General features: G+C 37.4%; 16 protein-coding genes and 1 pseudogene. 10 read left to right on the top strand and 7 right to left on the bottom strand.

Translation table 11 applies throughout. The annotated features are described in order from the left end of the window. Positions 1 to 643: 643 nt before the first annotated feature. The 4 genes from porK to porN all read left to right on the top strand — a co-directional run bounded on the left by porK (position 644) and on the right by porN (position 5,482). On the top strand, positions 644 to 1,936 hold the full coding sequence (gene porK, locus ACO1O5_RS11040) for a T9SS ring complex lipoprotein PorK/GldK (protein ID WP_486270151.1): 1,293 nt from the start codon (positions 644 to 646) through the stop codon (positions 1,934 to 1,936). Positions 1,937 to 2,061: 125 nt separating this feature from the next. Continuing rightward, positions 2,062 to 2,817, top strand: coding sequence for a type IX secretion system motor protein PorL/GldL (gene porL / locus ACO1O5_RS11035; protein WP_486270149.1), 756 nt, complete (start codon positions 2,062 to 2,064; stop codon positions 2,815 to 2,817). 51 nt (positions 2,818 to 2,868) lie between these two features. Continuing rightward, positions 2,869 to 4,407, top strand: a complete 1,539-nt coding sequence (gene porM / locus ACO1O5_RS11030) for a type IX secretion system motor protein PorM/GldM (protein ID WP_486270147.1) — start codon at positions 2,869 to 2,871, stop codon at positions 4,405 to 4,407. Positions 4,408 to 4,426: 19 nt separating this feature from the next. Then, on the top strand, positions 4,427 to 5,482 hold the full coding sequence (gene porN / locus ACO1O5_RS11025; protein WP_486270145.1) for a type IX secretion system ring subunit PorN/GldN: 1,056 nt from the start codon (positions 4,427 to 4,429) through the stop codon (positions 5,480 to 5,482). Positions 5,483 to 5,679: 197 nt separating this feature from the next. On the opposite strand, the gene uvrC is transcribed toward porN, so the two are convergent. From uvrC to gpmI, 5 genes are all read right to left on the bottom strand, one after another. Then, entirely contained in the window at positions 5,680 to 7,515 is a 1,836-nt protein-coding gene (gene uvrC / locus ACO1O5_RS11020) for an excinuclease ABC subunit UvrC (RefSeq protein WP_486270143.1), read from the bottom strand. A gap of 39 nt (positions 7,516 to 7,554) precedes the next feature. Further along, positions 7,555 to 8,151, bottom strand: coding sequence for a hypothetical protein (locus ACO1O5_RS11015; protein WP_486270141.1), 597 nt, complete (start codon positions 8,149 to 8,151; stop codon positions 7,555 to 7,557). A gap of 85 nt (positions 8,152 to 8,236) precedes the next feature. Then, entirely contained in the window at positions 8,237 to 9,757 is a 1,521-nt protein-coding gene (locus ACO1O5_RS11010) for a hypothetical protein (protein WP_486270139.1), read from the bottom strand. Positions 9,758 to 9,809: 52 nt separating this feature from the next. Beyond that, entirely contained in the window at positions 9,810 to 10,385 is a 576-nt protein-coding gene (locus ACO1O5_RS11005; protein WP_486270138.1) for an RNA polymerase sigma factor, read from the bottom strand. A 466-nt stretch (positions 10,386 to 10,851) separates the two neighbouring features. Next, the gene (gene gpmI / locus ACO1O5_RS11000; protein WP_486270136.1) at positions 10,852 to 12,372 is read right to left on the bottom strand and encodes a 2,3-bisphosphoglycerate-independent phosphoglycerate mutase; all 1,521 of its coding nucleotides are present in this window, start codon (positions 12,370 to 12,372) and stop codon (positions 10,852 to 10,854) included. A 142-nt stretch (positions 12,373 to 12,514) separates the two neighbouring features. Here gpmI and ACO1O5_RS10995 point away from each other — a divergent pair, with 142 nt between their 5' ends. The 4 genes from ACO1O5_RS10995 to apaG all read left to right on the top strand — a co-directional run bounded on the left by ACO1O5_RS10995 (position 12,515) and on the right by apaG (position 14,669). Further along, entirely contained in the window at positions 12,515 to 12,889 is a 375-nt protein-coding gene (locus tag ACO1O5_RS10995; RefSeq protein WP_486270135.1) for a DUF4783 domain-containing protein, read from the top strand. 94 nt (positions 12,890 to 12,983) lie between these two features. After that, positions 12,984 to 13,850: a carboxylating nicotinate-nucleotide diphosphorylase gene (nadC, locus tag ACO1O5_RS10990; RefSeq protein WP_486270133.1), complete on the top strand. Its 867-nt coding sequence runs from the start codon at positions 12,984 to 12,986 to the stop codon at positions 13,848 to 13,850. Between the two features lies 1 nt (position 13,851). After that, a complete protein-coding gene (locus ACO1O5_RS10985; protein WP_486270132.1) occupies positions 13,852 to 14,190 on the top strand; it encodes a translation initiation factor in 339 nt (112 codons plus the stop codon). Positions 14,191 to 14,282: 92 nt separating this feature from the next. Continuing rightward, the gene (gene apaG, locus ACO1O5_RS10980; protein WP_486270130.1) at positions 14,283 to 14,669 is read left to right on the top strand and encodes a Co2+/Mg2+ efflux protein ApaG; all 387 of its coding nucleotides are present in this window, start codon (positions 14,283 to 14,285) and stop codon (positions 14,667 to 14,669) included. Here the strand turns inward: apaG and gldB are convergent. Next, a complete protein-coding gene (gldB, locus tag ACO1O5_RS10975) occupies positions 14,666 to 15,718 on the bottom strand; it encodes a gliding motility lipoprotein GldB (protein ID WP_486270128.1) in 1,053 nt (350 codons plus the stop codon). The genes apaG and gldB overlap by 4 nt on opposite strands. A gap of 81 nt (positions 15,719 to 15,799) precedes the next feature. Here gldB and ACO1O5_RS10970 point away from each other — a divergent pair, with 81 nt between their 5' ends. Further along, on the top strand, positions 15,800 to 17,482 hold the full coding sequence (locus tag ACO1O5_RS10970) for an NAD+ synthase (RefSeq protein WP_486270126.1): 1,683 nt from the start codon (positions 15,800 to 15,802) through the stop codon (positions 17,480 to 17,482). A gap of 117 nt (positions 17,483 to 17,599) precedes the next feature. Then, the gene (locus tag ACO1O5_RS10965; RefSeq protein ID WP_486270124.1) at positions 17,600 to 18,772 is read left to right on the top strand and encodes a thiolase family protein; all 1,173 of its coding nucleotides are present in this window, start codon (positions 17,600 to 17,602) and stop codon (positions 18,770 to 18,772) included. Between the two features lie 52 nt (positions 18,773 to 18,824). Here the strand turns inward: ACO1O5_RS10965 and ACO1O5_RS10960 are convergent. After that, positions 18,825 to 19,364 (bottom strand): annotated as a pseudogene (locus tag ACO1O5_RS10960) (DUF3078 domain-containing protein); the annotation flags it as partial.

Raw genomic sequence — 19,364 nt, 5'->3', positions numbered from 1 at the left:
TGATTTGCCGCTTCCACTTATCCCCGTGATTACGACCAACTTATTTTTTGGAATGGAGATGTCTATATTTTTGAGATTGTGCTCTCTCGCGCCAAATACTTCAATAGTTTCGTCGGTAGGTTCTCCCGATTCTAAATTCTGCTTGTTCGCCTTTGCCATAATAAAAAAGAGTGCAAATTTACCATTAAAATGTTTGATGAAATGAATTATAACGCGTGTTCCAATCATCGGAATAAATCTAAATAGAAACTGGGATTAAAAGAATTTCGCACTGTTTTGTTAAGAATCCTTAAATTATTCCGGTAGGTATTTTACTCAGCACCAACTATCTTTCTTATTATAAAAGCATCAATGTTAATATCTTTAACTGATTTTAACTAAAAAAAACAATTCCACTGTATTTTTGTATTCTGTTTTATCGTAGCTTTATTTTCACATAAATCCCATGAAAATTTTCTGCGCTTTATAAGTACTGAAATCAAAATATTTGACTACTTTTCTACAATAATTAAAATATCTGGCCGTTTGATAAAGTTGATGGGCAGTATTATTTAATGAATTTCATATTTCGATAATAGTAAGCTGTCATGTATTTAAATAAAATTAATTATTACATTTGTCCTTACCCTCAAAGTAAAAAACAATGAAAACCAAATTATTCACTGCAATAGCCGTTTTAGCTATTTTTATCTTATCCGGGTGTGGTAAATCCGGCAAATCGAAAGGTCTTGCCAACGATGGACAGTTGCATGGTGTCGCGCCATCCAACCGTTACATTCTACCAAAACCCCCCGGCATGGTGTATATTCCACCAGGAACGTTTCACATGGGACCAAGTGATGAAGATATTAACTATGCGTTTACTGCTAGAAATAAACAAGTTTCTATCAGCGGGTTTTGGATGGACGCTACAGAAATTACTAACAACGAATATCGCCAGTTCACAAACTGGGTGAGAGATTCTATCGCGGGTAAGCTGATGGGATATGTAAAAGCAGACCCAAGTAGCGGTACCGAAGCATTAGATTGGAAGAAAATAGCCACTATCAAATGGAACGACAAAGCAACTATGGAAAAAATAGATGCTATGATTGTGACGCCTGATAACAGAATTTTCGGAAGGAAGGAACTTGATCCTCAAAAAATAATGTATCATTCCGAAACGTTTGATTTTAAAGAAGCAGCCAAAAGAGAAAATGCAAATGTTCCTCGCGGAAAGTTTATTGTAAGGTATGATATACCGGTTTACCCAGATACTTTAGTGTGGGTTAGAGATTTTGCTTACTCATATAATGAGCCAATGGCCAAGCAATATTACAGCCATCCCGCTTTCGGTAATTACCCTGTTGTGGGAGTGAACTGGAAACAGGCAACTGCATTTTGCGAATGGAGAACTCACTTATTGAATTCATTCTTGATAAATAAAAACAGGAGCACTGAATCTCCCTTCCGATTGCCAACTGAAGCTCAATGGGAATACGCAGCAAGGGGTGGCAGATCACAATCTCCGTATCCATGGGGTGGCCCATATTTGAGGAACAGAAAAGGATGTTTACTTGCCAACTTTAAGCCGGGTAGAGGTAATTATCCTGAAGATGGCGGTTTTTATACGGTGCGTGCAGACGCTTATTGGCCTAATGATTTTGGCTTATATAACATGGCAGGCAACGTATCCGAGTGGACTTCTTCTTTATATTACGAAGGCGGTTACAATTTTCAGCACGATATGAACCCGGATATTCGCTGGAATGCTACCGACCAGGATCCCCCACGAATGAAGCGTAAAGTTATCCGCGGTGGCAGTTGGAAAGATGTAGGATATTTTTTACAAACAAGCACCAGACAATACGAATATCAGGATACCGCTAAATCTTATATCGGATTCCGTTGTGTTATCGATTTACCACCAGTTACCAGCAAAAAAGGTAAAAAATAAATATTATTCCATAGAAAAAATCTTTAGCAAAAAACTTACTGGCCTGTATTAATAGTGATTTAATATGGGCTTTGTATTTTATAAACCTAACCAATTAAACATTAAAATTTAAAATCTAAATTATCATGGCCCAACCAAAAAGAACCTTCCTGACCCTTATCGACGTTTTAGTTAGCGCCGGCGCAGCTGTCGTAATTTTCGCTGCATGGGCAAAATTAACACACCAGTCTTATGCTGATACATTACTTGGAGTAGGTATGTTTACCGAAACAGGTATCTTCCTCGTGTACGCTGCTATTGAATGGGTAAAACCTCAAAGGCACGATCATGGCGCACCGGCAGCAGAAACAGTTAAAGGCAATCCTGCATTAGCATCAATGGATAAAATGTTGATGGAAGCAGACATCACACCAGCTAACATGAAGAAGCTTGGTGATAATTTTCAGAAGTTAGGCACTACAGTCTCTCATCTTGGAGAAGTAGGCGACGTTGTAAAATCGACCGGAGATTTTTCCGCAAAAACCAAGGAAGCTACTTCGGCACTTGGCATGATGAAAGAAGCTTATGTAAACTCCGCGAATACAATGAGTAACTTCAATAACGCTGCGGATAGCGCCAAAGGATTTCATGACCAGGTTCAGGTTCTTACTAAAAACCTTGGATCATTAAACACTATTTATGAATTGGAACTTAATGAAAGTAATAATCACCTGAAAACTCTTAACAGTTTCTATGGCAGAATGGCACAAGCTAGTGAAGTGATGATATCAACTGTGGAAGATGCACAATCTACCAAAGAGCAAATAAGCGCTTTAGCTGGTAATCTAACCAAGTTAAACAATGTTTATGGAAACATGCTTAGCGCCATGCAGGGTAGGTAATTATTTAAATAAGAAATCCAAAACCAAAAACCAAAGTAAAATTTAAATACCATGGCATTACCCAGAGAACCGCGGCAAAAGATGATCAATGTGATGTACTTAGTACTGACCGCCATCCTTGCCTTGAATGTATCAAATGAGGTAATTAGTGCATTCAAAGTTGTAAATACAAGTTTGGAAACTTCTAATGACAACATATCTACGTCAAATAATAATTTATTTGCGTCCCTCAAAGAAAAGCTTGCAGAACCCCAGTCTCATGACAAAGCCATGATATGGGCGCCTTTAGCTACTAAAGCTGAAGGCTATTCTGACGCGATGTACAAATATCTTGATAGCTTGAAATTGGCCCTTAAAATTTCAGCCGATCTTCGAATGAAGGCCCCAGCTCCTGGAACTACCGATAGCATTGAGGACTTCAGGGCAGATAACCTCGACGCTTCAACAAGAATGTTTGAAACAAAAGGAGAAGGACCAAGGTTGCAAGCAAGACTTGACCAATATAAGAAAGACATGTTGGGTCTTGATCCTGCAATCAATGCAGCATTTGAGCATCAATTTCCTGTTAGCACAAACCCTCCTCGATCAATTGAAGGCCACAACAAGAATTTTACCCAATCATTTTTCCACATGACGCCAACAATTGCTGCCATTACGATACTAAGTAAGTTTCAGAATAATATTAAAAATGCTGAAAACGAAATAGTAACTTATTGCCATACCCAAATTGGGAAAGTAGAAGTCCACATGGATAAAACAGGTGTATTGGTAGGTACAAATTCCACATACTTAATGCCTGGACAACAACTACAAATTACTGCTGGCGTTGGCGCATATAGTTCTGCGGCGGCACCATCAATATCAATTAATGGTAGTAACGTGCCAGTTGCCAATGGCCAGGGAACTTACACTACGGCTGTGAGCGGTCCCGGTGAACATACAGTTAATGTAAACGTAACATTTAGAGACGAAAACAATCAGATACAAACGAAATCGGTACCTGTTAAATATACAGTTGGGACGCCAGGTGGTGCGGCTGTAATGCTTGATAAAATGAATGTATTTTATATTGGCGTTGATAATCCGGTTACTATTAACTCTGGAACTGGTTGGGATAAAACTAAGGTTTCAATGACTGGAGGCAGCTTAACCTCTGGTGGCGCTCCGGGTAAATTCAATGTAAGAGTAACTGCTCCGGGTAACGCCAGCATCACAGTAAATGCAGACGGGAAGGCAAATACTTTTCCTTTTAGAATAAAAAATATACCACCACCGATCTTAATGGTAGGACCGAGTGAAGGAGGAAGAGTTCAATCTGTTATTTTCAAAAATCAACAATTTGCAAGGGCTGAATTGAAGAACTTCGATTTTGAGTATCGTTATAATATTGTAAGTGCTACCGTGTATTTTTCTGGCGCTAATTTTCCTAGTGTGCAGCAAGCAAGCATAACAGGCGGAAGTCTGGCCGGAATTTCATCCCTATTAGCAAAATGCATTCCTGGTACATCAATAAATTTCGATAATGTAAGGGTACAAGGACCAGGTGGTCCCGTGATGTCAATACCGGGCCCAGGTTTCATATTATACTAAAGAATAAATATAAAAGGTTATGAAAAATATTATGGTGAAATGCTTAGCGCTTACTCTTTGTTTAGGCATAATTGTCAACGTTGCGGATGCACAAGCCAAGAAGAAGAAGAAACCCGCTACCACGCGTAGCGTGAAAAAACGAACTACGGCTAAACGTACGACTAATTCAAAGACAAAGGCGAATATTAACCCGAGCGCCAAGGTTGACACTGCAGTTGTTATAGCACCGGCTGCTCCAAAGATTGATAGTCTACCCATTACTTTTGTAAAGAAGTCACTACGCCCGGATGACGCGATAGAACGCAATCTCGTAAAAGACAGAACTCCGTTGCCTTATGAATATTTACGGGAAGATGATGCCGTTTACCGCGAAAAAGTGTGGCGTGAAATTGATACCCGTGAAAAAATGAATTTGCCTTTCCGGTATTCAGCAAATGAAGATAACGGCAATCAGCGTTTCATCTCAATATTATTCAAGGCGATCCAGGATGGCCCTGACAATGGTGGTGTTACCGTTTTCAATCCAACTGATGACAGATTTACGACACCGATGACGGTAGCTGAAGTTGCTAAAACGATCGCGGGTGAACCAGTTTCTGTTCCCATGTATGATTCATTGGGGAATGTTACCGGCTATAAACAAACCAATCCTGAAGTAAATCTTGATTCCTTTTATAAATTCGAAATAAAGGAAGAAGTAATTTTTGATAAAGAAAGTTCGAGACTATTCTGGAGAATCTTGGGTATTGCACCTTTAAAAAATGTGATCACTTCACAAGGATTAAACCTTGGCGAAGCACCACTTTTCTGGGTATATTACCCCGATATGAGACCCATATTTGCAAAATATGAAGTGTATAATGGTAAAAATTATGGCGCCCGCATGAGCTGGGAAGAGCTTTTTGAAAGCAGAATGTTCTACGGTAGAATCATTAAGAGTACATTGGATAATCCTTTCGACCAGTTTCTGTCGCAGCAACAAGGTTTAAAAGATAACCGAATTCTACAGTTGCTTGAGGGTGAAAATATTCAAAATAAGATTTTTGATTACGAGCAGAATCTGTGGAGCTACTAAAATAACTTTGTTAACAAAATATGAAAGGGAAGCATTTTGCTTCCTTTTTTTATTTGCAGAAGATTGCAATGTGGAAAATTATTAATGCACGAGAAACATATAGCTAATGATTTTCCCCTTATTTTTACCGCGGTTTTTCATAGGATATTGGATTTTAAACGGGGCTGGATTTTCATCCTGGCCCTTTTTTATTCTTACTATTTATCCGCGGCTGCATTCGCTTTATTTTGAACTCCATCGAAATAGCTAACAATAATTTCGGCCTTTGAATTGCCTACCACTTCTGCAAGTTCAATGAGGCTTAGCTCCTTTATTTTTTTCACCGACTTAAATTTTTTTAAAAGAGTATCTGCGGTATTCTTTCCAATACCCTTTATCATTTCCAGTTCATTTACAAATGTGCCCCGACTACGTTGATTACGATGGAAGTTAATTCCAAATCTATGGACTTCATCCCTTATTCTTCGTATGAGCTTAAGACTCTCACTATCCCAGGGTAATTTTATAGATTGTTGATCACCCGGAAAAAAAATTTCTTCTTCATTCTTTGCAAGGCCTATCATTGTTGTTTTTCCCAGCAGGTCAATCTCGGCTAAACCTTCCACTGCCGCATTTAGCTGCCCTTTTCCCCCATCAATAATTATAAGTTGCGGCAGCAATATATTTTCGCTTTTCAGTCTCTTATACCGCCGCGTTACAATTTCCTTCATGCTGGCGAAATCATTTATTCCCGAAACCGTCTTTATATTAAATTTCCGGTATTGACTTTTGTCGGGAACGCCATTTTCGAAATATACCATTGCAGCAACCGGGTAACTTCCCTGGAAATTGGAATTGTCAAAACATTCAATGCGTATCGGCACCTCAGGCAAGCAAAGGTCTTTTTGCAATTGCAATAAAGTGTTGTGTTTTTCTTTATCGGATTTTCCTTCGAGCCTAAGCATTTTCTTTCGCTGTAATTCTTCAACAAAATAGTTCACGTTTTTTTCAGATAATTCCAATAATTTTTTCTTATCACCGGTTTTTGGAGTGGTAAGTACCACCCCTTCTTCCGGATAATTAAATGCGAATGGAACGATGATTTCTTTCGCTTCACTTTTGAAGGTGTTGCGCAGGTACCCAATTGCAAACAACAAAACCTCCTCTTCAGTCTCTTCCAGCTTTTGCTCCAGAACGATTGTTTTTGTAAGAACGATGGTACCTTCACTAACCATAAGGTAATTTACATATGCAGTATCATTTTCCTTCAAAATGGAAAAAACATCCATAGTGCCTAAATGCTCATTTACGACCTGCGACTTGGCTTTGTAATTTTGGAGGTGTTCAATCTTTTTTCTTATAATCTCTGCCTTTTCGAATTCCATATCTGCCGCACACTGTTCCATCTCATTCTTAAAATGATGGATAAGGGGATTCAGATTTCCCTTCATGAGATTTTTGAGCCTTGCCAAGCCATCGGCGTAGTCTTCAGCCGTTTGTAAACCTTCACAAGGGCCCTTGCAATTACCTAAGTGATATTCGAGGCATACTTTAAATTTACCTTTGCGTATATTCTGGTCCGTTAGATTTAGCTTACAGGTACGCAGCTGCACATTTTGTTTAATAAACAAAAGCAATTCCCGCACTTTGCCAACTGAAGTAAAGGGCCCAAGGTATTGAGAGCCATCGTTAATTTTAGACCTTGTCAGAAAAACTCTGGGGAAAGGTTCATTTTTGATTACGATGTATGGATAGGATTTATCATCCTTTAGGTTAATATTAAATCTCGGCTGGAATTGTTTTATCAATGAATTCTCCAGTAAAAAAGCATCCTGCTCACTATCAACAATAGTAAATTCTATTCGTGCAATTCTTCTTACAAGCTCATGCGTTTTATACCCCGTAAATGTTTTTGTAAAATAAGAACTTACCCTCTTGCGAATATTTTTTGCCTTACCTACGTAGACTAATTCATTTTTGCAATCGTAATATTTATAAATCCCTGGCTCAACCGGCAGTGTTCTTATTATAGTTTGAAATACTTCTGGTGTCATAATATTAATTCCATTAATGCCTTTAAAATCAACAGAAACTTAGTCATCAAATTCCCATTTCAGGATTTCTTCTTTAATCCCCGGCGCCATTTTTGATTGTTGTTCGATTGTTCTGATGCTGCACCATTTATTGACTTTCCAGGTTAACTGCGTTGTCAAAGTGACTCCATTCGCAGACTCTTCTTTAACAATATAAACCCTTTGCACTGTTCCATTTTGAGGATCTATATAAACATCCCAATGAGTTAATTTCATAGAATCGGGCAACTTTTTTAGGGGGTCATAAGAAAGAGTAACTGCATTTATAGTCTGATCCATAAAAGATTCTTCTTCGAAAAACTCATGCAATGAGATTGAATCTATTATGGGACTGAGAAAAGGTTTTGCAAAAGGCCTTATATCACTTTTTTTCAACCAGACAGAGTCGCGCTTGCCATTATTGATAGTTATTTTAAGCGGCGTAACGGGCATATTGTCGATTTCATTAAGCTGTCCTAAAAGAAAATTTGTTACAGGAAAAAATGGCTGCGATTCCTGGGTGTTATTAACACTTTGCGGTTGTTTAGATTCCTTATTGTGACAAGCAGCTAAAAAAAATATGGGAAGGACACAAATTGCCTTAAAAATTTTCTGCATCTGCAAAATTACTAATAAAAAAGAGCCGTTGAAGAAGAGTAAACATCAGACTTTACTATAAAGAAGTTAAACCGGCAAATCGGAATTATTTTCTAAGTGGGGAAATACCAATTCTTATCCCGTAGTCAATTAAGTGCTCCTGGATTGGGTAATCTTCTTTATAAGTTGAGAGCCACTGGTATCTCACATTCGGGCCAATTTGCCATTTGAATTTGGCAGAATTGAATGTAATGAAAGCGCCAAAATTACTATTCATATTAAATTTCCGCAATAAATCAGGATCGTTAACATAATTATTCCCATCGGATGAAAGAATATAAGCGTTACTCTTAATCACAATAGAAGGTTCAAAATTAGCGTAAGTATTGAACTTGATTTTATCGCTTCCGGCAAACTCGTATTGCAATCCTAAAGGTATTGATGCCTGCAAGCTATAATTTCGTATCGATACCGCTGTTTGTCCGGTTCCATTCCCATAATGGGTAATATAGCTTTTCGAATACACATCGCCAGTTGCAGGATCTTTCAAAAACAAATTTGCAAATGTTGGATGCACTTCATTGGAAGTAATATTATATCCTGAATAAGTAATGTGTATGCCGGAAGTAATCCAAAGCTTCCTGGTAACCGAATTATTTATTTGAACACCTGCTTCAAAACCAAGTGCCGAATTATGTAACACTTTGTAGTTGCCGGCATTAATAGCAACAGCAGGAGTATTATTGTTATTTGATGGCCTAATTGGTTGGCCATTAAATGAAACACTATTAACCTGTGGAGCTACAAAATAGACCCAGCTTATTTTATCATTCTTTTTTTGTTCCGGTTTCTTAGCTAAATCGTTTTTTGGTTTCTTTTGTTCTATATCCTGAACATTCTTGATGTCGCCCGTAACTTTCGTTGAAATCAGATTTAAATTTTCGATGGAAATTTGACGATCTGATTGTAGATCATTTTCAATACCTACAGCAATTTTTTCTTTTATAGTCCCGTCTGATTTTATGGGATTGGCGTCATTATCTTGTAATTGAATATTATTATAATCGAAACTCCTATTTTCAATATTTTTATTAGACTTTGCATCAACTTGAGGAGAAGGATTCTCATTTCCACCAAACAATGTATTTTCTGATTGAATAGCGGCTTTTGAATTCTGAATTGCCAAATCATCCGAAGTTAACTGCACGGTTTTATTCTGTAACAGGTGAGGGCCAGGATCATTGGATTCCTGCGGTGCTATGCCTTTTTGTTGTGATTCTGCTAAACTCTTATCGCCAGCGATACGGGAAGCTTTTTTTGTAAAGGCGATTTTTTGGTTAGTGCTTGAATTCTCTCCAGAATTTAAATTACTTGTAATCTTATTAGACTGGACATTAAGATCTTTAGAATTAACTGTTTTGTATCCGTTATGAGTATTGAGATGTCCAATAACTACCAGCGTAAACACTAACAAGAGCGACATCGTAACTGAAGGCCATCTTCTTCCCGGATGCATGTCGTTATATATGCCGTGCCATACTCTCTTTGAAGGAATCATCTTAAAATCATCCGCATGTTCCTTTAAAGAATGCTCAAAATCATTCATCGAAAATCTGCGTTCCATCATTCACATAATTTCAGTTATTGGTAATATAGGTTAACATCATTTTTAAATAATACTAGCTACTTCCTGATACCATCCTTACCTTCTCCCTTGGCTGTTGAATAATCTTCTTTTTCAAAAGAACATCTTCAAGCATCGATTTCGCCCGCGTATATTGGGACCTGCTGGTGCTTTCCTCAATATCAAGTATCGCTGCAATCTCTTTATGCGAGTAACCCTCGATAGCATAAAGATTCAAAACTGTTTTATATCCCACCGGCAGCAATCTTATACATTCAACAACCTGTTTCGCCATCAAAATCGAAGGGATATTATTTTCGTTCAGGTAGATACTGTTAGCGTGAAAAATATCTACACTATCAGTAAACTTTTTATTTTTCTTTAATACATTTATGCACGTGTGTACAATAATTCTTCTGATCCAACCTTCCAGTGCTCCTTGACCTCTAAACTGGTGAATCTGAGAAAAGACCTTAATAAACCCTTCCTGCATCATATCCTCGGCATCCTCCCTGTTTCGTGCAAAACGATAACACACCCCTAACATTCGTGGGCTAAAACGATTATACAAAGCCTCCTGCGCAGTAGCCATGTTATCAAGACAACCTTGAATCATTAGCTCTTCTGTCATAGTTTTTGAGTGGTTTAACCCTACTAAGATAGGACAAAATATAGCTACAAAAGCTGCATGGCAAATAAAAATAATCCGCTGGTAATCAAACTAGTCATCCAAATAACTATTGTAGCGGCAAAAATCAAACCTATAGGCGACAGATTTCTATGATATTGCTTATTAAAATTTTTGCCAGATGCAAGTGCTAATCGTTTCGTGGAATGTTTGAAATGCACAGGCCTTTTGAGCATGCGCCCAACTAACAGGGAAACATCTTTGTTGCTTTCTTGATGCAGTGGTCAAATCAATATGCTGTCGCCTCAGCAAACTTTTTATTGTAACTGACTTCTGTGGGAATGGTGCACTTCAGAAAAATATAGTTTATTGCTATACCTTCAGAAATATTTTTTTGGGATCAGATAAATCGCATATTATTTAGCACTAAAAGTAAAACCATTAATATCGTTTTGATTATTTTTATCATTTATGGATTAATCAAAACCTCGCCCGTCATTTGTGGAGGTATGGGAAGATGCATCATTGTTAGAATGGTTGGTGCAAGATCGCCGAGTTTTCCGTTTTTTATTTCGCCTTTCCAGTCTTTATCAATAATAAAGAAAGGAACCAGGTTTAAGGTGTGGGCAGTATTAGGAGTTCCATCTTCGTTAATCATATAATCTGCATTGCCATGGTCTGCAGTTAAAAATATGGTGTATCCATTTTCCAAACCTGCTGTCACTATTTTTTCCACGCATTTATCTACTGTTTCTGCCGCGGTAATAACTGCATTCCAAACTCCGGTATGTCCTACCATATCTGTATTTGCAAAGTTTAAGCAAATAAAATCAGCTGTTTTATTTTTTATCTCAGGCAATAATGCATCAGTAACTTCATAAGCGCTCATTTGTGGTTTCAGATCATACGTCGCAACCTTTGGAGATGGAATCATAATCCTCTTTTCCCCTTCAAATGGAACTTCACGACCGCCACTGAAGAAAAATGTCACATGTGGATATTTTTCGGTCTCAGCAATCCTGATTTGCTTTTTATTATTCGCAGCAAATATTTCTCCCAGAGTATTCGATAAATCATCCTTCTCAAATATTACGTGAATATTTTTATAAGTATGATTATACATCGTCATTGTCGTATAGTCAAGCTGTAGGGGTTTCATATTATAGTCCGGAAAAGCAGTTTGAGTAAGTGCTTCGGTGATTTCCCTGCACCTGTCTGTTCTAAAATTAAAACAGATAACGGCATCGCCGTCTTTAATGGCTGAACCAGGCGTATTAGAATTAATAATGGGTAATAAAAATTCATCAGTAACATCTCTTTCATATGAGGAAGATATCGCCGAAAATATATCGTCCGTGACTTGACCCGTGCGATGCACTATTGCATCATACGCGATCTTCACCCTTTCCCATCTTTTATCACGATCCATGGCATAATATCGGCCTGTAATAGTTGCAATTTTACCAGTAGTCTCATCCAGGTGTTTTTGCAAATCTTTTAGGAAATTTAATCCGCTTTTTGGGTCAGTATCACGGCCATCCGTAAACGCATGAACATAAACATTTTCAATATTTTTTTCTTTACAAAGCGATGTGATAGCTTTTAAATGGTTAATATGAGAATGAACACCTCCGTCACTAACGAGCCCCATAAGATGCAAAGATTTGTTATTATTTTTTGCATGATTGAGGCTATTAAGGAGTATTTTATTATTTTGAAATTCACCATTTTTAACTGCAACATTTATTCTTTCCAGTTCCTGGTAAACGATGCGGCCTGCGCCTAAATTTAGATGACCAACTTCGCTGTTTCCCATTTGGCCAGCTGGTAAACCAACCGCTTCGCCGCAGGTGACCAATGTAGAATTCGGATATTTTTTATAAAGGGAACTTACGAACGGAACATTCGCATTTTGTATTGCGTCGCTCTCTTTCTTTTTTCCAAGACCCCATCCATCCATAATTATTAAAATAACTTTTTTTGCTTCCATTTTCCAAAGCTAATTATTCAATCTTAACAAACCGTAAATTGTTTAATTTTAATGTAAAATGGAACGATATTTTTTAACTAAAAAATATTTGTTTATGTTGGCATGTTTTTAGCAAACTTTAGTAAACCAATAGAATTTTATTATGAAATATTTTTTACTTTCTGCAGCATTATTCGTGTTAGCTTCTTCTTTCATGGCGCAATCATTTGATGATGTTGTGAAAGCGATAAAGGCCGGCGATGCCCAGGAGGTTTCAAAATATTTTGATAATACCGTTGAAATTTCCCTTCCCGAAAAAAGCAATTCGTACAGCAAAACTCAAGCTGAGCTTGTCTTACACAATTTCTTTGCGTCTAACACAGTAAAGGATTTTGAAATTCTTCATAAAAGTAATAATTCAGGTTCTCAATATTGTATTGGTAATTTAAAAACCGTCAATGGAATCTTTCGCACAACAATTTTCATCAAACTAAAGGGATCGGCAGAAGTAATTCAGTCGCTTAGTTTTGAAAAATAATCTATCGAATTATTTATTGATAAAGCCCGGTAATACCGGGTTTTTAGTTTAACTAAACGTTCACCTTTCATACGCATTTAATACTTTTGTTATTATGAATTATCCTGAGACTTTCGAAAAAAAACTTAACCAACTTATTCAATGTGCGTTGGCGGAGGATATAGGAGACGGCGATCATACCACATTAGCATGTATTGATATCACGCAAAGGGGAAAAGCAAGTCTTAAGATAAAGGACAGAGGGATATTAGCCGGAGTTGATGTGGCCGAAAAAATATTCTCATATTCAGATTCAACTTCAACTATAAAAAAATTTAAGCAAGACGGCGATGAAATGCAACCTGGTGAAACCGCATTTGAAGTAGAGTCAAAAATCTTCAACATACTAACTTCCGAACGTCTCGTGCTCAATTGTATGCAGCGTATGAGTGGCATTGCCACTCTAACAAAAACATACACTGATAAGTTACAAGGCTATCATACTAAATTACTCGATACACGCAAAACAACTCCTAACTTCCGGCTTTTAGAAAAAGAAGCTGTGAGAATTGGAGGTGGCTATAATCATCGGTTCGGCCTTTACGACATGATCATGCTTAAGGATAATCATATTGATTATTGCGGCGGGCTTGAACCTGCCATAACCAGGGCATGGCAGTATGTTCAGGAGCACAAGCCCGGATTGAAAATTGAAGTTGAAACACGCAACATTGAAGATGTAAAAAAAGTAATGCGTATTGGAAAAGTCAATAGAATTATGTTGGACAACTTTTCTCCTGATGGAATAAGAGAAGCATTAAAAATAATTAATGGGGCGTATGAATCTGAAGCAAGTGGCGGTATAAATTATGAGAATATGGAATTGTATGCAGCCACGGGAGTTGATTTTATTTCAAGCGGTGCTATCATCCACCAGGCGCAAAGCGTAGATTTAAGTTTAAAAGCCGAAATAATACAATAATATGCCAAAGAAAAAGTTATATAATATGAATGGCATAGTTTATTCAACTGATGCTAATTTAAAGCCGGAAGAAAAGATAGAAGAAGAGACTTTGCCGGTTCAGGAACAATTGCTGAAAGTAAGGCTGGACGCCAAACACCGGGGTGGTAAATCGGTAACACTCGTTGAAGGATTTGCGGGCACAGAAGTGGACCTGGAAACGTTAGGTAAGCAACTGAAATCTTTTTGTGCCACGGGCGGCTCTGTAAAAAATGGAGAAGTAATTATACAAGGCGACAACAGGGAAAAGATTTTGCAATGGCTTATTAAAACCGGCTACAAAAGAGCAAAAAAAATATAGTTTGGTATTATCGATCTAATTAAAAAATACCAAAAGGAATATCATTAGTATATTGTATTAAGTTTTAATAACTTTTAAATAACCACCAAGGTATGATTTCTAAAATATCAGAAGGCGTTAAGATAAGTGTTGAAACATTTTATCAGCCGGAATATAGCAATCCTGTTACCAGCGAATTTATGTTCGCCTACCGCATAACTATTGAAAATAATAACCCGTTCCCGGTTCAGTTATTAAGAAGGCATTGGTATATTTTTGATAGTAACGCTGAGCACCGTGAGGTGGAAGGTGAAGGTGTTATTGGAGTTCAACCTCACATAAATCCTTCAGAAAAATATCAGTATGTTAGTGGCTGTAATTTAAGGAGCGAAATGGGTAAAATGCATGGCATTTATTTCATGGAAAACAGCAATAACAAAAAAACATTTCTTGTAAATATCCCTGCTTTTGAAATGATTGTCCCTTTAAAGCTGAACTAACTTCTCGGCTTATATTTTGTCTTCGTAAAAATTTCATTTGCATCAGTTCTCATTAGTTCCGGCAAAGTTGTTTCAGGAAACTTTTCCAGGTATTTCTTTACAATCTGCAACCCGCTGAATGTTGCGATGTTGCCAGGTGAATCTTCTCCCAACTCCTGTGTTTTCGGGCTTTCCCCAATATAATTTTTGATAGTACTTTGTTCCGAATTATTCAAGAGATCGTTATTTAAAAAGAAATCCCATATGACCGCTTCGTTGGTATAGCAGTCTTTTAGTTGCTTTTCGGTATAATTAAAACAGATATATTCCGGGGTGTTTGGTAAAAATTTAGTAAGAAGATACATTCTTTTACCTTTTTCAATCATCTGCACAATCAGTGGTTTTCCATCTGCTTTATCGGGGTATAAATCGTCAATTATATTTCGCATACAGTTAACCGTTATATGCTTCGCATCAAAATTGTTAGCAAGGTAATCAGGATATTGCTCCTGCCCTTCCACACTTTTGTACAACGAATAATTCTTGCCCATGTGAAGTTGCAATCCAATCCCTAGGCCTTCCAAAGTAAGAATATCGCCCTGCGTACCAAACGAAGTTTCAAAATTGGCATTAATAGGCCCGATAAAAGTTATTAGGGACGTTGGCAGTTTGTATTTAGGGAAATAATATTTTACGAATTGGAGCGCCTTTTTTATTTCAGCGGTTTCGTTGCTGAAATCCTTATACTTCAGATCCGAAGAATCTTTTACAAGGCTGTAGTCATGTATAAATGATCGGATGGCAATATCCTGGGCGTTTCCGGGAATCAACAAACTATCCATATCGAGCCCCAAAATATTTTGAATAAAATCAGGAGTAAACCGGGGATATTTTTTTAATAAAGAGTTTATAGAAGAAGCAATATTCATAGTATCTAATGAAAAAAAATCCTGCTCATACCTTTTGGTTTCCAGGTCCACTTTAATATCAGAAACATCAGGAATATTTTTGTTGCTTCTGCATGAAACAGCAATAATAACACACGTCAAAGGAATCAATATTTTCTTCATACCCCAAATAAAAGGAAAAAAAAACAGATCACTTTGTTAATTGAAAAAACCTTTGAAATTTTATTCTCCTAATTTTGCATCATGAAAATTATTCTTGCCCAACAGAATTATCATATTGGCAATTTTGAAAGTAATACCCGAAAAATTATTGAGGCAATAAATATTGCAAAGGCAAGGAAAGCCGATATCATAGTTTTCAGCGAAATGTGCATCTGTGGCTATCCTGCGAGGGACTTTCTCGACTTTAATGATTTTATAAATAAGTGTTACGCAAGTATTGATATTATTAAAGAATATGCTGATGAAATAGCTGTGATAGTTGGTTCTCCGGACCGCAATCCTATAAGGGAAGGCAAGGATCTTTTTAATGCTGCTTTTTTTCTCTATAACAAAGAAATCAAAAGTATTGCTCATAAAACCTGCCTTCCTAATTATGACGTATTTGACGAATACCGATATTTTGAACCTGCCTATAACTGGAACGTAATAGACTTTAAAGGCAAAAAAATAGCGCTCACTATTTGTGAAGACATCTGGAACCTGGGCGATAACCCATTATACAGAATTTGCCCGATGGATATTTTAATGGATCAAGAGCCAGATTTGATGATTAATATTTCCGCATCCCCATTTGATTACACTCACATTGAGGATCGGAAAGCAATTATTAAAGCAAACGTTTTAAAATACAAGATTCCACTTATCTATTGTAACGCAGTCGGCAGTCAAACCGAAATTGTATTTGATGGCGCATCGCTTGTATTTGATAAAGATGCCAATTTATGTTGCCAGCTTTCTCAGTTTAAAGAAGAAATGGGTGAAATAGAAGTTACTACTAACGGTAGCATAAACGCACCTGTAATTGAACCGGCCAATGCATTGCCGGTTATGCAGCTTGATCCATTGTACTACATACCTGAACTCAACATTTCGCAGGTATACGAGGCAATCATTTTAGGAATAAAAGATTATTTTACAAAAATGAAGTTTACCAAAGCCATTATCGGCAGCAGTGGTGGTATTGATAGTGCTGTAACATTGGCATTAGCCTGTAAAGCTTTGGGTAAAGAAAATGTAAGAGCAGTTTTAATGCCTTCTGAATTTTCAACATCTCATTCCGTTCACGACGCGGAGCAGCTCAGCAAAAATTTGCGTAATCAGTACGATATTATTCCAATTAAAAATATATATGCCCAGTTCATAAAAGAACTTGAACCTTATTTTAAAAACTTGCCCTTTAATATTGCCGAGGAAAATATACAAAGCCGCACACGAGGAAATTTATTAATGGCACTTGCCAATAAGTTCGGATATATTTTATTAAACACTTCCAATAAAAGTGAGCTCGCAACCGGCTATGGTACTTTGTACGGAGACATGGCCGGCGGCCTGGGAGTAATTGGAGATTGTTATAAAACACAAGTGTATGAGCTTGCCAAATTTATTAATACCGATGAGGAAATCATTCCGGGAAATATTATTACAAAAGCCCCATCCGCGGAATTAAGACCTGAACAAAAAGACAGTGACAGCCTTCCGGAATATGATATCCTTGATAAAATTTTATACCAGTATATTGAAAAGGTAAAGGGGCCAAACGAAATAAAGGCGCAAGGTTTTGATGCGAGTCTCGTGGATAGAATTTTAAGCATGGTAAATAAAAATGAATATAAGAGGAACCAGTTTTGTCCCATAATTCGTGTTTCTCCTAAAGCTTTTGGAGTAGGAAGAAGAGTGCCAATTGTAGGAAATTATTTAAATTAATACACTCAAAAAATGTTACCGGCTATTCAAAAAAATTGAGGACTTGCAACATTATTTTAAACATTTCTTTTTGAGAGATAAGAATTAAATTGCTAAACATTTTTAAGAAAAAGATTCATGGAAGCATATATAGTAGCAGGTTACAGAACCGCAGTCACTAAATCAAAAAAAGGTGGTTTTAGATTTTATCGTCCGGATGATTTAGCCGTTGACGTTATTAAAGGCTTACTGGCAAGCGTACCCGAACTTGATAGCAAAAGAGTAGATGACCTCATAGTTGGAAACGCAGTTCCTGAAGCTGAGCAAGGCTTGCAAGTTGGCAGAATGATCAGTGTAAGGGCATTGGGCATTGAAGTTCCAGGCATGACAGTTAACCGTTACTGTGCCAGCGGGTTGGAGACAATTGCTATTGCCACTGCAAAAATAAGAACCGGAATGGCGGATTGTATTATCGCAGGTGGTACTGAAAGCATGACTATGGTTCCTACGTCAGGATGGAAAACAGTGCCAGCATATTCGGTGGCTTCCGAGACACCCGATTATTATTTAGGAATGGGATTAACTGCTGAGGCAGTTTCAAAAGAATATGGAGTAACCCGCGAGCTGCAGGATGAATTCAGTTTTCATTCGCATCAAAAAGCAATGAATGCAATTACTAACGGCTTTTTTAAAAGTGGTATACTCCCAATGCCTGTTGAAGAAATTTATGTTGATAAAAATAATAAGAAGCAAAAGAGAACCTTTGTTGTAGACACCGATGAAGGTGTACGGGCCGATACTTCAATGGAGGCACTTGCAAAATTAAAACCCGCATTTGCTTTGGGTGGAACTGTCACTGCAGGCAATTCTTCGCAAACCAGTGATGGCGCTGCTTTCGTAATTGTGATGAGCGAAAGAATGATGAACGAATTAAAGTTAAAGCCAATTGCACGCCTGGTCCATTGTGTTAGTGCAGGTGTTCATCCCCGGGTTATGGGTATAGGCCCCGTAGAAGCTGTTCCAAAAGTTCTGAAACGAGCAGGAATGAATTTATCACAAATAGATTTAATTGAATTGAACGAGGCTTTCGCATCGCAGGCGCTTGCGGTAATTAAAACTTTAGAGATGGATCCTTCTAAAGTAAATATTAATGGCGGCGCTATTGCTTTGGGACATCCGCTTGGATGTACAGGTGCAAAACTTACAGTTCAGATTGTTAATGATATGAAACGCCTTAATAAAAAATATGGCATCGTAACTGCGTGTGTGGGCGGCGGCCAGGGTATTGCAGGAATTATTGAAAATTTATAACGCATGCTCTTCCAAGGTTTTATTTTCGTATAACCATCCCAGATAGTTACTATTATAACTTCACGCTTAACCCTACTGCAATTAGTGATTTTAATTGCAATGCGGGTGAATCATGATTCGGCCCAAAAAGTTTAACATCATCATCATATATCAGATTAAGACCGAGGCTCGCAGTCAGTAATTTTGAAAGCTTTGCTGTGAACATATTATTCATCATAACATCAACGTTTTGGGGATTATGTTCATAATTTGAAAACAGATCAAGCCTGCCATTGTAGTTAATAGTTTTACTTAAGTCTGCTATGTAAGTTATACTTGCAAATGCACCTATTTCGTTTTTAACTTTTTTGCCGGGAGTCACGCCGTATTGACCCTTGGCAGACAAACTATCGTCAGCCACAATAGTCCACCGCGAAGTAATAGGCGAAACAAAAATAGATAAGCCCTTGGCAGGTTTATAGTCCAACCCTAAACTTATCAATACATAGCCCGGCGCAAGAAAATTCGACAAAAGATCTTTAGTACCGTCATTGTTATAATTATATCCTTTAGAAAATTGCGAATGGAAATTAAATAATGCAGCAGCATCCAG

This window comes from Ginsengibacter sp. (assembly GCF_057362405.1).
This window is presented reverse-complemented; position numbering and strand designations above follow the sequence as displayed.